At 62.2% G+C, this 14,152-nt stretch carries 13 protein-coding genes; 11 read left to right on the forward strand and 2 right to left on the reverse strand.

Annotated elements, in window-relative coordinates; genetic code table 11:
* Positions 1 to 317 precede the first annotated feature (317 nt).
* The 10 genes from AAD018_RS12375 (at position 318) to AAD018_RS12420 (ending at position 9,643) form a co-directional block, all read left to right on the forward strand.
* The gene (locus AAD018_RS12375) at positions 318 to 1,058 is read left to right on the forward strand and encodes an alpha/beta hydrolase (protein WP_367314392.1); all 741 of its coding nucleotides are present in this window, start codon (positions 318 to 320) and stop codon (positions 1,056 to 1,058) included.
* A gap of 126 nt (positions 1,059 to 1,184) precedes the next feature.
* Positions 1,185 to 2,525 carry an MFS transporter gene (locus AAD018_RS12380; protein WP_367314393.1) on the forward strand — a complete coding sequence of 447 codons (1,341 nt, stop codon included), beginning with the start codon at positions 1,185 to 1,187 and terminating at the stop codon, positions 2,523 to 2,525.
* 97 nt (positions 2,526 to 2,622) lie between these two features.
* Complete coding sequence (hisD, locus tag AAD018_RS12385; protein WP_367314394.1) at positions 2,623 to 3,948, forward strand: histidinol dehydrogenase; 1,326 nt, start codon at positions 2,623 to 2,625, stop codon at positions 3,946 to 3,948.
* Between the two features lie 103 nt (positions 3,949 to 4,051).
* The gene (locus AAD018_RS12390; protein ID WP_459382424.1) at positions 4,052 to 4,999 is read left to right on the forward strand and encodes an ester cyclase; all 948 of its coding nucleotides are present in this window, start codon (positions 4,052 to 4,054) and stop codon (positions 4,997 to 4,999) included.
* A 12-nt stretch (positions 5,000 to 5,011) separates the two neighbouring features.
* On the forward strand, positions 5,012 to 5,395 hold the full coding sequence (locus AAD018_RS12395) for a VOC family protein (protein ID WP_367314396.1): 384 nt from the start codon (positions 5,012 to 5,014) through the stop codon (positions 5,393 to 5,395).
* Positions 5,396 to 5,461: 66 nt separating this feature from the next.
* The gene (locus AAD018_RS12400) at positions 5,462 to 6,088 is read left to right on the forward strand and encodes a hypothetical protein (protein ID WP_367314397.1); all 627 of its coding nucleotides are present in this window, start codon (positions 5,462 to 5,464) and stop codon (positions 6,086 to 6,088) included.
* A gap of 16 nt (positions 6,089 to 6,104) precedes the next feature.
* A complete protein-coding gene (locus AAD018_RS12405) occupies positions 6,105 to 6,860 on the forward strand; it encodes an SDR family NAD(P)-dependent oxidoreductase (RefSeq protein WP_367315188.1) in 756 nt (251 codons plus the stop codon).
* Positions 6,857 to 7,810: a nuclear transport factor 2 family protein gene (locus tag AAD018_RS12410; protein WP_367314398.1), complete on the forward strand. Its 954-nt coding sequence runs from the start codon at positions 6,857 to 6,859 to the stop codon at positions 7,808 to 7,810. Before AAD018_RS12405 ends, AAD018_RS12410 begins: the two co-directional genes overlap by 4 nt.
* A gap of 16 nt (positions 7,811 to 7,826) precedes the next feature.
* Positions 7,827 to 8,945, forward strand: a complete 1,119-nt coding sequence (locus tag AAD018_RS12415) for a cobalamin-independent methionine synthase II family protein (RefSeq protein WP_367314399.1) — start codon at positions 7,827 to 7,829, stop codon at positions 8,943 to 8,945.
* Complete coding sequence (locus tag AAD018_RS12420) at positions 8,942 to 9,643, forward strand: alpha/beta fold hydrolase (RefSeq protein WP_367314400.1); 702 nt, start codon at positions 8,942 to 8,944, stop codon at positions 9,641 to 9,643. The genes AAD018_RS12415 and AAD018_RS12420 overlap by 4 nt, the downstream gene beginning before the upstream one ends.
* 9 nt (positions 9,644 to 9,652) lie before the next feature.
* Here AAD018_RS12420 and AAD018_RS12425 read toward each other — a convergent pair whose 3' ends face one another.
* Both AAD018_RS12425 and phaZ read right to left on the reverse strand, forming a co-directional pair.
* Complete coding sequence (locus tag AAD018_RS12425) at positions 9,653 to 10,750, reverse strand: Hint domain-containing protein (protein WP_367314401.1); 1,098 nt, start codon at positions 10,748 to 10,750, stop codon at positions 9,653 to 9,655.
* 91 nt (positions 10,751 to 10,841) lie between these two features.
* Positions 10,842 to 12,116, reverse strand: coding sequence for a polyhydroxyalkanoate depolymerase (gene phaZ, locus AAD018_RS12430; protein WP_367314402.1), 1,275 nt, complete (start codon positions 12,114 to 12,116; stop codon positions 10,842 to 10,844).
* A gap of 122 nt (positions 12,117 to 12,238) precedes the next feature.
* Between phaZ and AAD018_RS12435 the strand changes: the two genes are divergently transcribed.
* Entirely contained in the window at positions 12,239 to 14,035 is a 1,797-nt protein-coding gene (locus AAD018_RS12435) for a PHA/PHB synthase family protein (RefSeq protein WP_367314403.1), read from the forward strand.
* Positions 14,036 to 14,152: the final 117 nt, after the last annotated feature.

Below are 14,152 nucleotides of genomic sequence, written 5' to 3' on the forward strand. Positions count from 1 at the left end.
ATGATGTTTTGGAAACAAACGTGATCTAAATGGGAGATCGTTGATGGTTTGCTGTCGGATCCGAGGCAGACAGATATGCGAGTTTTCGGCGACCGCACCAGGCGGACCGAGATGCGGCTCTGGGTGAGTTCGATAAGCTCAGCCGCAGGTTTGATCAGGCCGATGACCATACGGGCGCTCGTACCGACGACATGTTTGGGATGGGCCGGTCCGGTCGGTCTCTCGAGCGAAGGTTTCCGATCTTCCTCCGGTCATTTTCGGGATGCGAAGCAGGCGCGTTCTCGCATAGCGTGATCGGGACCGGAATGGAGGGATGATTGGTGGATTATCTGGACGGAGCGCGCGGGCGGCTTGCCTACGAAAAAACCGATGGGGAGGCCCCGGGGGTCGTCTTTCTGGGAGGGTTCAAATCGGACATGACCGGAACCAAGGCGGTGCATCTGCAAGACTGGGCCGAGCGGACGGGGCGCGGGTTCCTTCGGCTTGACTATGGCGGACATGGTGCGTCGGACGGGGCGTTCGAGGAGGGTGCCATCGGCGACTGGCTCGAGGATGCGCTGGCGGTGATCGAAGCGGTTACGGAAGGGCCGCAGGTTCTGGTGGGCTCGTCGATGGGCGGCTGGATTTCTCTTCTAATCCTGCGGGACCGGCCCGATCTGGTTGCGGGTCTCGTGACCATCGCGGCTGCGCCCGACTTTACCGAGGATGGATACTGGGCCGGGTTTTCGGAGGCGGATCGGGCGCGGTTGATGGCGGAGGGGGCCGTGGCGGTGCCGTCGGACTACGGGGAGCCCTATGTCATTACGCGGCGGCTGATCGAGGAGGGGCGGGCGCGTTTGGTCCTGCGCTCGCCGCTGGCCGCGCATGTGCCGGTGCGTATGCTGCAGGGGACCGCGGATGCGGATGTCCCTATGGGCTGGGCTTTGCGGCTTCTGGAGCATCTGGAAGGGGAGGATGTGCGGTTGACGCTCGCGAAAGGGTCCGATCACAGATTTTCGGCGCCAGGTGAGCTGGCGCTGATCGAGGCGGCGGTGGAGGATGTGCTGGGGCGTATCTGACATCCGGACGGGCGACTGCGCTCGCGGCTGCGCCGGAGCGACACCCGCCCGCCCGGAGCCTTCGGGAGCGCGGGGCGGCTTGCTATCGGCGCGTGATTTGCGCTTGGTGGTGCCTGGGAGGACGGTATGAGTTTGAGCATCGGGCAGAAGGCCGGCTGGGGGCTGGCCGATATGGGCGTGAACGTCTTCGTGGTCGTCAAGCAGCTGCTGGTTCTGTCCTTTCTGACGCAGTTTCTGGGCGTGCCGGTGGTCTGGGCCGGGGCGCTGACGACCGCAATTTTGGCCTTCGACATGGTGACCGATCCGCTGGTGGGGTTTCTGAGCGACCGGACCGAGACGCGGTTCGGGCGGCGGGCGCCCTGGATGGTCGTGGGCGCGGTGGTGCTGGCGCTGGGCATGTTGGGGATCTTTGCCGCGCCGGACCGGACGGCGGCTTTGGATCTGGTATGGGTCGGCGGGTTCTTTGCCGTGGCGACGCTGGGCTTTACCATGATCGCTATTCCCTATGGAGCGATGGCTGGCGAGATGACGCAGGATGCGGCGGAGCGCTCGGCGATGACGGGCTGGCGCATGGCCTTTGCCTCGCTAGGGATCCTCGTGGGCGGGGCGCTGATCCCGGCCGTGGCGGCGAGCCAGGGGTATTTCGTGGCGATGGCGATCTTTGCACCGGTGACCGTGATCGCGGTCTGGCTGTCGGTGTGGGCGACATGGCGCGCGCCGCGGATCATGAGAGGCACGACGGAAGGGTTCCTTGGTCTGGTCCGGATGGTGCTGTCCAATGGCGCCTTCGTGCGACTGGTCCTGATTTACGGATTGATGACGCTGGGGATCGCGGTGCTAACGGCGGCGGTACCGTTCGCGGCGGTCTATCTGGTGATCGATCCTGGCTCATCGGCACTGAGCCAAGCGGCGACGGGGTTGCCAATGGCGTCGCTGATGTTTGCGGCCTTCGTCATCGGCTCGATCCTGAGCCAGGCGGGCTGGGTCTGGCTGTCGGCGCGGCTCGGCAAGGTGATGGCGCTGGTGGCCGGGCTGGTCTTTTACATTGGAGTTCTTTGCGCGGTCTTTGCGGTGCTGCCCTCGGGCGATCTGGGACTGGTTTTTTGTGTGTTCCTTCTGGTCGGAGCGGCCAACGGATCTTACCAGCAGATCCCTTGGGCGATCTATCCGGACCTGATGGATGTCACGCGGGCCCGGACCGGAGAGGCGATCGAGGGCGCGTTCTCCGCGATCTGGCTCTTCGGGCAGAAGGCGGCGAACGCGGTCGGGCCGCTGATCCTGTCGCTGATTCTTGGGGCCTATGGTTGGCAGGAAGCGTCGGGCGGGGAGGTCGTGCCGCAGACGGAGGGTGCCGTTCTGGCGCTAAAGGCGGGGGCCACGCTGCTTCCGGCGGCTCTTTTGGCGCTGTCCGTTGTGGCGGTTCTGGCGATTTATCGTCCGGCGGAGCAGCGCGTTTTGCAGCGCTGAGGGAGGGACGCGCGTTTTGACGTTGAGGCGGGACGAGGGGGGCGTATCCTTTGGTCTGGACCGGCGAGTCGCAGGTAAAGCAATCGGGAGGATTGGCATGGCGGAGCATCTGAAGGAGGCGCGCAGCGCGGGCGAGCGGGCGCAGGACGATGCCAAGGTGCGAGGGACGGTCGAAGGGCTGCTCGCCGATATCGAGATGCGCGGTGATGGGGCGGTGCGGGAGCTGTCGGAGAAGTTCGACGGCTATTCGCGGGAGAGCTACCGGCTGAGCGAGAGCGAAGTCGAGGGCATCGTGGCGCAAGTGTCCGAGCGCGAGATGGCCGATATTCGTTTTGCCCACGATCAGGTCGTGGCCTTTGCCAAGGCGCAGCGGGCGTCGATGACCGATATCGAGGTGGAGGCGATGCCGGGTGTGATCCTGGGGCACAAGACGATCCCGGTTCAATCGGTGGGATGCTATGTGCCGGGTGGGAAGTTCCCGATGGTGGCTTCGGCGCATATGTCAGTGGCGACGGCCTCGGTCGCGGGTGTGCCGCGGATCATCGCCTGCACCCCGCCGTTTCAGGGCCGCCCGAACCCGGCGGTGATCGCCGCGATGCAGATAGGCGGCGCGCACGAGATCTATGTGATGGGCGGCGTGCAAGCGATCGGCGCGATGGCTTTGGGCACGCAGACGATTGCGCCGGTCGATATGCTGGTCGGCCCGGGCAATGCCTTTGTGGCCGAGGCGAAACGGCAGCTGTTCGGGCGGGTCGGGATCGATCTGTTTGCCGGGCCGACCGAGACGATGGTCATCGCCGACGAGACGGTCGATGCGGAGATCTGCGCAACCGATCTGCTTGGGCAGGCGGAGCATGGGTATAATTCACCGGCGGTGATGCTGACGACCTCGCACAGGCTTGCCGATGAGACGCTCGCGGAGATCGACCGGCTGCTTCAGATCCTGCCGACGGCTGAGACGGCGGGCGCGTCCTGGCGCGATTACGGGGAGGTGATCCTGTGCGCGGATCATGACGAGATGCTGCAGGTCGCCAATGAGATCGCGTCCGAGCACGTGCAGGTGATGACCGATCGGGACGATTGGTATCTGGAGAACATGCACTCCTACGGGGCGCTGTTTCTGGGGCCGCGGACGAATGTGGCCAATGGCGACAAGGTGATCGGGACGAACCATACGCTGCCGACGAAAAAGGCGGGGCGGTATACGGGCGGTTTGTGGGTCGGCAAGTTTCTGAAGACGCATTCCTATCAGAAGGTCACGAGCGACGAGGCGGCGGCTTTGGTCGGCTCATATGGGTCGCGATTGTGCATGCTGGAAGGATTCGTGGGTCATGCGGAGCAGTGCAATATCCGGGTAAGACGCTATGGCGGGGTGAACGTGCCTTACGGGGAGGGTGCTCCGTACCGGGATGCGGCGGAGTAGGGACGGCGGGACGACGCTCGCGCTGCGCGCATCGCCCCGCCCACCGTCCCAGTTCCCCTCCGGAGAGGTATTTTTGGCAAGATGAGGAAGTGGTTGCGCTGTGATTGAGGTTTTGGGGTCTGCGGCGGATGAGGGGGCCGGAGCGTATCGGGAGGCGCTGGGTGCTTTGATGACCCCAGAGACGGCGGTTCGGCTGTGTCATCCTTTGGGAGATGCGATTGGGGCGGAGGGGCTGTTCGAGATTGGGATGGCGCCTCTGTTCGCAGCGTTCCCCGATCTGGAGCGGCGGGATCTGATCCGGCTGCGGGGGCACGATGCGAACGGGTCCGAGTGGATCGGGGTTTGCGGCTATTGGGCCGGGCGGTTTACGGCGCCCTATCTGGGGATACCGCCAACGGGGCGGATTGCGGCGATGCGGTATCACGACTTTTTCAGGATCGAGGAGAAGCGGATCGTCGAGATGCAGGCGATCTGGGACATCCCCGAGCTTGTGATGCAGGCGGGCTTCTGGCCGATGGGGCCGTCCACCGGGCGGGACTGGCAGGTGCCAGGGCCTCAGACGCAGGATGGGCTTCGGGTGGCAGGCGATGGGGCGGCGGCTTTGGGTGTTGTGCGGGAGATGCTGGAGCATCTGGGCAAATCGACCGAAAGTGTCGAGGCGATGCGGCTGCCCGCGTTTTGGCATCCGCATTGCTCGTGGTACGGGCCGGCTGGGATCGGGACGGCGCGGGGGATCGACGGGTTTCGGGCGCATCATCAGGTGCCGTTTCTGAATGCTCTGCCGGACCGGAACGGGGATCCGGCGAACGGGCATCTTTTTGCTGAGGGCGATTATGTCGGGTTCACGGGCTGGCCGGGGATGCGGATGACGGTCACTGGTGACGGCTGGCTGGGGATCGCGCCGGCAGGGCAGAAGATCACGATGCGCTCGCTCGATTTCTGGCGGGTCGATGCGGGGATGATCCGGGAGAACTGGGTGCTGATCGATCTGCTGGATGTGTGGGCTCAACTGGGCGTCGATGTGTTAGGACGGATGCGAGAGATTCTTTGAGCGGAGGGCGTGATGGCCGATCATCCGAGTGTGGTGCCGTATCTGTCGTATAAGGACGGTGCGGCGGCGATCGAGTTTTTGACGGCTGCCTTTGGGCTCGAGCTGCTGTTCAAGCAAGAAGATGAGGCGGGGGCGCTTCAGCATGCGGAGCTGCGCTATGGCAATGGCGTGATCCTGATCGGCACGGCGGATCTGCCGAAGGGATCGCCGGGCATTTATCTGGTGGTCGAGGATGTGGCCGCCCATCACGCGCGGGCCATGGCGGCGGGCGCGGGGGAGGTCTATCCGCCCGAGGAGACCGAATGGGGCACGCAGCGTTGGCGGGCGAAGGATCCCGAAGGGCATGAATGGAGCTTTGGCAGCTATTCGCCCCAGACCGAGGCGCCGAGCTGGTAGGGTGGGATCTTGAGTATTTTTGGCCAGATGAAGCGGATCCTCTGACAGGTGCGGCGACCGCAAAGCATGTGGAGCCTTGAGACGTTGGGGCGGGTGCGGCTCTCGCGGCACTTTTACATGCGGGAATTTCTTTATTCTGAGATCGCGAATTTCTACGGGATGCAGAATATTCCAGATGATCCAGATCTGGCGGTGGAAACGGGAACGCGGTTCTGTACCGAATTGCTCGACCCGCTGGAGGAGACCTTTGGCCGGGTCGCGGTGCGGTCGGGATATCGGTCGCGCGCTGTGAACCGGTTCGGGAACGAGAACCGTCTGAATTGCGCGCGAAACGACAATCCGATGGAATGTCATATCTGGGATTGGGCGTCCGGGGAGGCGGCGGTTGCGGGAGCATCGATCGTGATCCCTTGGTTCGTGGACCGCTACGAGGTGGGGCGGGACTGGCGGGATCTGGCCTGGTGGATCCATGATCATCTGCCCTATTCGGAGATGTGGTTTTTCCCGAAGCTGTGCGCCTTCAACCTCGTCTGGCGGCCAGCGCCGTGGCGGACGATCTCGTCCTATGTGGCGCCGAAGGGGATGCTGCTGCGCGCCGGAGCGGAGCCATGTGAGCCGCTTGAGGCGCGCCGGGCGCGCTATGCCGATTTTCCGCCTTTGCGCGGCGTTGCCTCTGCCGGAGGGGATGCCTAGGGTCCGGCCTATGGATATGCAACTTCCTCGGACGCCGTCCTTCGGGCTGGCGGGAAAGCGGGCGCTGGTCACGGGCGGCTCGCGCGGGATCGGGCTGGGATGCGCCGCGGCTTTGGCGGAGGCTGGTGCGTCTGTTGTGGTCGCGGCACGCGGGGCCGACGCGCTTGATGCGGCTGTGACCGCGATGCAGGGGCAGGGATATCAGGCCGAAGCCTGGACGCTTGATGTCACGGATGTGGAGGCGGTGCGCGCAGGCATCGAGGCCAGGGGGCCGTTCGATATCCTTTGCAATTCGGCGGGACTTGCCCGGCACGGGCCATCGATCGAGACCGTGCCGGAGGATTTTGACGCGGTTGTCGGCGTGAATCTGCGGGCGGCCTATTTTCTGGCGCAGGCGGTGGCGCAGAAGATGCCGCGCGGCGGGGCGATCCTGCAGATCTCAAGCCAGATGGGCCATGTGGGCGGGCCTGAGCGCGCGGTCTATTGCGCGACCAAGCATGGGGTCGAGGGGATGACCAAGGCGATGGCGATCGAATGGGGTGGGCGCGGCATCCGGGTCAACACGATCTGCCCAACCTTTATCCTTACGGAGTTGACCGCTTCGACCTTTGCGCAAGCGGAGAAGCGAGCCTGGATCGAGGAGAAGATCAAGTTGGGCCGGGTGGGCGAGGTGGAAGATATCATGGGGGCCGTGGTGTTTCTGGCCTCGGATGCAGCGGCGATGATCACGGGAACGAGCCTGCTGGTCGATGGAGGATGGACGGCGGAATGAAGGGGTTCGACGAGCGGTTTGCGGATTTTCCGGACTATATTCTGGGGATCACGCGCGAGATCTGGGAGGACCGGGGGCTTGGCGCGCGGATGCGGGATTATTACCACCCGGAGGTCGTGGTGCGCACGCCCTGGGGGATCGGCACCGGCGAGCCCGGGATGACGGCGGCGACAATGGCGACGCTGGTGGAGTTTCCGGACCGGCGGCTTTTGGGCGAGGATGTGATCTGGTCGGGCGATCCGGAGGCGGGGATGCTGTCCTCGCATCGGATCTATTCGACTGCGACGCATCTGGGCCACGGGATCTTTGGTGCGCCGACAGGGCGCGCAGTTGCGAGCCGGGCGCTGGCCGATTGCTATGCCAAGGACAACCAGATCAGCGACGAGTGGCTGATCCGCGACAATGGTGCGGTGGTGCGCCAGATCGGGCAGGATCCACGGGATTGGGCCGCGGAGAAGGTCGCCGCCGGGCGGCGCGCCTTTACGCCGGATCAGGATCAGGACGGGCCCTATCTGGGACGTGGGAATGAGAATGAGTGGGGGGCGCGGCTCGCCGATCTGCTGGAGCGGTTAATGGCGGCGGAATTCTCGGTGATCCCGGCGGAATGGGACCGGGCTTGCGAGCTGGCCTATCCCGGGGGGATCGACGGCCATGGCTGGCGCGATGCGGACCGGGTTTGGCTGGGGCTGCGCGCAGCCTTTCCGTCGGCGGAGTTCAAGCTGCATCACGTGATCGGGCGGGAGGATCCGATGATGGCGCCTCGCGCTGCGGTGCGGTGGTCGCTTACCGGTTTGCATGACGGCTGGGGGGCGTTCGGCGCGCCGAGCGGAGCGCCGGTGCATGTGATGGGGATTACGCAGGCCGAGTTCGGGCCGTGGGGGCTGCGGCGGGAATGGACGCTGTGGGACGAGACCGCGATCTGGATGCAGATCCATGCGGCGGCAGGCTGATGGGGAAGGACAATAGATGACAGTGAAAACGACCCATGCGGGGAGCCTTCCGCGCAGTCAGGCCGTGGTCGATATGATCTTTGCTCGCGAGCGCGGGGAGGCTGTCGATGCGGCGGCCTTTGACGGCGTGATGGCCGAGGCGGTTGGCGCGGCTGTGAAGCGGCAGGTCGAAGCAGGCGTGAGCGTGGTGAGCGACGGCGAGATGTCGAAGATCAGTTACGCGACCTATGTAAAGGATCGCTATACAGGGTTCGATGGCGACAGCCCGCGCAATCCGCCGGGGGATCTCAAGCTCTTTCCGGGTTACATGAAGCGGCTGGCCTCGGACGGGGGGACACCGAAATATGCGCGGCCCATGTGTGTCGGCGAGGTCAAGTCCAAGGGGCAGGGAGAGCTCGAGCGGGATATCCGGCATCTCAAGGACGCGATGGCGGCGCATGGGGCCGAGGAAGCGTTCATGAATGCGGCGTCTCCCGGGGTAATCTCTTTGTTCTTGCAGAATGACCACTACCCGAGCCGGGAAGCGTATCTGGCGGCCCTGGCGGATGCGATGCGCGAGGAGTACCGGACGATTGTCGAGGCGGGGCTGGTGCTGCAGCTCGATTGCCCGGATCTGGCGCTATCGCGGCACATGCTGTTTCAGGATCTCAGCGACGCCGAGTTCCTTAAGGTTGCAGAGGCGAATGTGGAGGCGCTCAATCACGCGTTGGACGGGATCGATCCCTTGCGGGTGCGGGTGCATATCTGCTGGGGCAATTACGAGGGGCCGCATATCTGCGATATCGACATGGCGACGGTTTTTCCCGTTCTGATGGATGTCGGCGCCTCGCATCTGCTCTTTGAGACGTCCAATCCGCGGCACGGACACGAATGGACCGTGTTCCGCGATCGCAAATCCGAGATCCCGGAGGACAAGATCCTGGTGCCGGGCTGCGTCGATACGACGACCAATTTCGTGGAGCATCCCGATTTGGTGGCGCAGCGGATTGCGCGATTTGTCGATATCGTGGGCGAGGACCGGGTGATCGCGGGGAGCGATTGCGGCTTCGGGACCTTCGCGGGCTTTGGCGCGGTCGATCCCGAGATCGCCTGGGCCAAGATCGGGGCGCTTGTCGAAGGAGCGCGGCGGGCGTGATCGATCCGGTTGTCCTGCTGCCGGGACTGATGTGCGATGCACGGCTTTTCGGGCCGCAGATTGACGCGCTGTCGCGGCAGACGGGAGTCATGGTTGCGCCGATCAATGAAGGTGACCGGGTTGAGGAGATCGCGAGCCGGGTGCTGGATTATTGTCCGCGCCGGTTTGCTCTGGCGGGCCTGTCGATGGGCGGGATCGTCGCGATGGAGGTTCTGCGGCGCGCGCCCGAGCGGGTGACGCGGATCGCGCTGATGGACACCAACCCGCTGGCCGAGACGCCGCAGATCGCGGCGATGCGCGAGCCGCAGATCATCGCGGCCAAAACCGGTCGGCTTGAGGATGTGATGCGCGACGAGATGAAACCGGCCTATCTGGCACCGGGACCGGGGCGGATGGAGGTTCTAGACACGGTCATGGCGATGGCGCGCGATCTGGGGCCAGAGGTTTTCATTCGGCAGTCGCGGGCGCTGCAGCGGCGGCCCGATCAGCAGGCCGTGCTGCGCAAGATTACCATCCCGTCGCTGGTGCTATGCGGGCGGCACGACGCGCTGTGCCCTGTGCGGCGGCATGAATTCATGGCCGAACTGATTCCGGGAGCCGTGCTGAAGATTATTGAGGCGGCAGGGCATCTTCCAAGTCTGGAGACGCCTCAGGAGGTAACGCAAGCCCTTTCGGACTGGTTGCGTTACCCCGTTTGACAGATCGATTTAGATCGCTTCCTTGAGCGGTTCTTCCGTGCCGAGCAGGATGCTCAACTCGAAAGCCTTGAGGAAGGGGCGTGCCGGGCTCATCGCCTTGAGGAAAGTCGGTGCGCCAAGATCGAGATCGGCAATGTGACCTGCCAGAAGGGCGCCGCCGAAGAAGGTTTCAGCGTAGACACCGTTTGCGCGGATGATCGCATGATGATCGAGCGCGAAGTGGATATAGTGGATGCCGCCCTCGGGCTTGACCTGCTCGATCCCGTTCCAGCCGTCGAAATGAATGGCGGGCGCGAGAACCTCGGAGCTGCCGAACATCAGTTCCGCCTGTGGAGATGTGAACAGAAGTCGGTGCTGCGGCGAGACATATGTGTCTTTGTCTGCGTCGAGCGTTCCGGCCGGAAGTTTGACAGGCGCCGTGTTGGCATTCTGTGCAAACGCTGCCATGTCGAAGCTGTCGCCGTTGATCCAGAGAATTGGCTGGGGGCCACGATCGAGCGTCAGAACCATGTCGCCGATTTCAAGCTCTTCGATGGCAACCCAGCCGTTCGGGGTTTCAATCATCGTGCCTTCAGCAAAACAGGCGACGTCGGTCGCGAAGTCGGAGTAAGGATTGTTCTGATCGCCCGCAGCCTCTCCGGTCAGGGGACCGACATTGCTCCCCGGGGCGGGAGCTACGCCATCGCCATTGCCATCGATGACGGCATATCCAACGGTTGCCCGATCATTTCCTCCACCGCCGGGAGGGTCGAGGCGGATTGCAACGATCCGATCGCCATTTCCGAGCGTTCCTGAAAATTCCGCCTGAACCTGAGTTCCTGCTGGAAACTCGGTGGTGACCGTGTTGCCGCTTGCATCGACGTAGGTAAACGAGGTTGCTTCAGCGAGCGTTTGATCGCGGCCAGTACCATCCTCGAAGATGTTCTGATCGCCTGAAGCTGATCCGTTTCCGTTATCTTCGATCTGGACTTGCTGACCAGCGTCATTTCCGACGAAGAGATCGTCGCTGGTCGATTGCGAGTTCGTATCCCTGACAGAGAAGGCCTGGTTTCCCTCGGCGTCGGTCAGGTTATTCGCGTTGAATATAAGAAGATTGAAGGTGGCCATTAGTATCTACTCTACTCTTACCTGATCTTTGCTCGAATGGCATGCTGTGTTCTAGATATCCCGTCTTTATACCGGGCAACGCAATTAATTGTTAAGCGGCTGCATTTTTATTGGCGGGTTTCGTCCGAGACGTCGTTTCCCGGTTCGTATCGATAAAGTCAAGCACGAGAGGCCGGATATTCTTACGCCAGGATTTTCCGGCAAAGATCCCGTAATGTCCCGCGCCTGGTTCGAGATGGGCCGCTTTCTTGCTGTCGGGAACTCCCGTCAGAAGAGGCAATGCCGCAAGGCATTGGCCGGGCGCGGAAATATCATCATTCTCGCCTTCGACGATCTTGACCGCGACCGACGTGATCTTTCCGATATCCACGGTCCGGCCGGCGACCGTAAAAGCATTGTCGGCAATTTCGCGACCCTTAAAGATCCGCTCAACTGTAGATAGGTAGAATTCCGCCGTCATATCCATCACGGCGAGATATTCATCGTAAAAACCATTGTGCTTATCATGATCGGACGCCTCGCCTTTGGCGGTGCGCAGGATCTGGTCAGTGAAGGCCTTGGTGTGTTTTTCGGCATTCATCGACATGAATGATGCAAGTTGCAGCAGGCCTGGATAAACCATTCGGCCGACACCGGGATATTTGAAGCCGACCCGCTGGATCATCGTTTCTTCAAGCTGGCCCATCGTAACGCGGCGACCGAAATCGGTGACGTCGGTTGCGTTGGCATCCGGATCAATGGGGCCGCCGATCAAGGTAAGGGTGCGCGGCTGGGCCTTCGGATCCTCTTCTGCCAGCAACGCGGTCGCGGCGAGGGCGAGAGGGGCGGGCTGGCAGACGGCGATGACGTTCAGGTCGCTGCCCAGATGCTTCATGAAGTCGAGCAGATAGAGGGTATAATCCTCGATATCGAACTTGCCTTCGGAGACCGGGATCTCGCGCGCATTGTGCCAGTCGGTGATGTAGACGTCGCAATCGGGCAGCAGGCTGATCACCGTAGAACGCAGGAGCGTGGCGTAGTGCCCCGACATCGGAGCCACAAGAAGGACGCGGCGCTTGGCTTCGGTGCGGCCGGTCACGTTGAAGTGGACCAGATCGCCGAAAGGTTTCGAGAGGGCGGTTTCAACCTCGACCGGATGATCGCGTCCATCGGGGCCGGTCACGGAGGGAATGCCCCAGTCGGGACGGGCGACCATGCGGGCGAAGGACCGTTCGGTCACTTCTCCCCAAGCGCGGATCCAGCTGAGCATCGGGTTCGGCAGCATGGCCATGGCCGGGTAAGAGCCAAACGCAAGCGCTGTTGCACCAAGCCATTGGTTGGTGTTTCGGGTCGTTTCCATCAGATCGTATGTCGCCATAAAGCGCATGATCACTCCCCAGGCCTTTCGTTGAGTTGGGACGAATAGCCTGTTACATTTCACATTCAGTACACGCGCCTGATTGCTGCACGCGCTATGCTGCACCTGCAAAGTACTCCGGGGGCCGACTTATGACAACAACGAATTCCGAGCAGAGCCACGGAGACCTTGAAGCACTAGAGCACAACCTCGCCCGAATCGAAGAGCTGACGCAACGCCTTGTGGGAGCATTAAGCGCAAAACGGTCCGTTCCTGAGGCATTGCAGGGGCCAAGTCAGGATCTTTATGTGAAGGCGATGGCCGCCTACCTGACGGATATGATGCAGAACCCGGCCAAGATGATCGAGCATCAGGTGAGTTATTGGGGCAAATCGCTGAAGCATTATGTCGAGGCGCAGCAGGCGCTTGCCTCGGGCAGGCTGACCGCGCCGCCTGACGAGACAGGCTCTGACCGGCGCTTTGCGAACCCGCTTTGGGAAACACATCCTTATTTCAATTTCCTCAAGCAGCAATACATGTTCAATTCCGACGCAATCACGCGCGCGGTCGGTGATATTGAAGGTCTGGATCCAAAAGAGAAGAAGCGGCTCGATTACTTCTCCCGGCAGATCGTGGATCTATTCTCGCCCTCCAATTTTCTTGGCACGAACCCCGAAGCGCTGGAGCAGGCCGTCAAGACGGACGGGCAGAGCCTGGTCGATGGGCTCGAGAATCTGGTTGCGGATCTTGAAGCGAATGAGGGGGATCTTCAGGTCACGCTGGCGGACAAGGATGCATTCAAGGTCGGAGAGAACCTTGCGACGACCGAAGGCGAGGTCGTCTTTCGCAATCGTTTCTTCGAGCTGATTCAGTATGCGCCGAAGACCAAGACCGTCCATCAGACGCCTCTCATCATCTTCCCGCCCTGGATCAACAAGTTCTACATCCTCGATCTGAAGCCGCAGAATTCGCTGATCCGCTGGGTGGTGGAGCAGGGGTTCACGCTGTTCGTTGTCAGCTGGGTGAATCCCGATCCGAGCTACCGGGATGCGGCGCTCGGCGATTATATCGAGGAGGGCTATCTGACCGCGATCCGCGAAGTGAAGGCGATCTGCGATGTGCCAAAGGTCAATGTCGTGGGATACTGCATCGCAGGCACGACGCTGGCTCTGACGCTGTCGCTGATGAAACATCGGGGCGATACCAGCGTGAATTCGGCGACGTTCTTTACGACGCTGACGGATTTTTCGGATCAGGGCGAAGTCGGTGTGTTTCTGGACGATGATTTCGTCGACGGGATCGAAGAGGAGGTCGAGCGTAACGGGATCCTTGATGCATTCTATATGCAAAGGACCTTCAGCTTTTTGAGGTCGAACGATCTGATCTACGGCCCGGCGATCAAGAGCTATATGATGGGGCAGGCGCCGCCGGCTTTCGATCTGCTGTTCTGGAACGGAGATGGCACGCATTTGCCTGCGGCGATGTCGGTTCAGTACCTCCGGCAGCTTTGTCAGCAGGACCGGTTCGCCGATGGCGGGATCGAGATTCTGGGCGAGCGGCTGCACCTTGAGGATGTCGATGTGCCGCTTTGCGCAATTGCGTGCGAGACCGACCATATCGCGGCCTGGCGGTCGAGCTATCGCGGCATCCAGCAGATGGGATCGACAGACAAGACGTTTATCCTGTCCGGGTCGGGGCATATAGCGGGGATCGTCAATCCGCCTGCGAAGAAGAAATACGGCCATTGGACGGGCGATGATCTGACGGTGAGCCCCGATGAATGGCTGGACGCGGCGACCAAGCAGGACGGGTCCTGGTGGCCGCTTTGGCAAGTCTGGCTGGCGAAGATGTCAGGCAAGAAGATCAAGGCGAGATCGCCCGGGGATTCGGAGCATCCCAGCCTTGGATCGGCGCCGGGGACCTATGTTTTAAGCGTTTCGGACAGCTAACCCCCTGATATTGCTGCATCCGCAAGAAATCTACGCTGCAGCGCAGAAAAACCTTGCAATGCTGCGCCGCAGCATGCATATTCTGTGACAGAACAAGGGTTGAGTCGGATGAGCCGG

The organism is Aestuariibius insulae, from assembly GCF_040783535.2.
GTDB classification, from domain to species: Bacteria; Pseudomonadota; Alphaproteobacteria; order Rhodobacterales; family Rhodobacteraceae; genus Aestuariibius; species Aestuariibius insulae.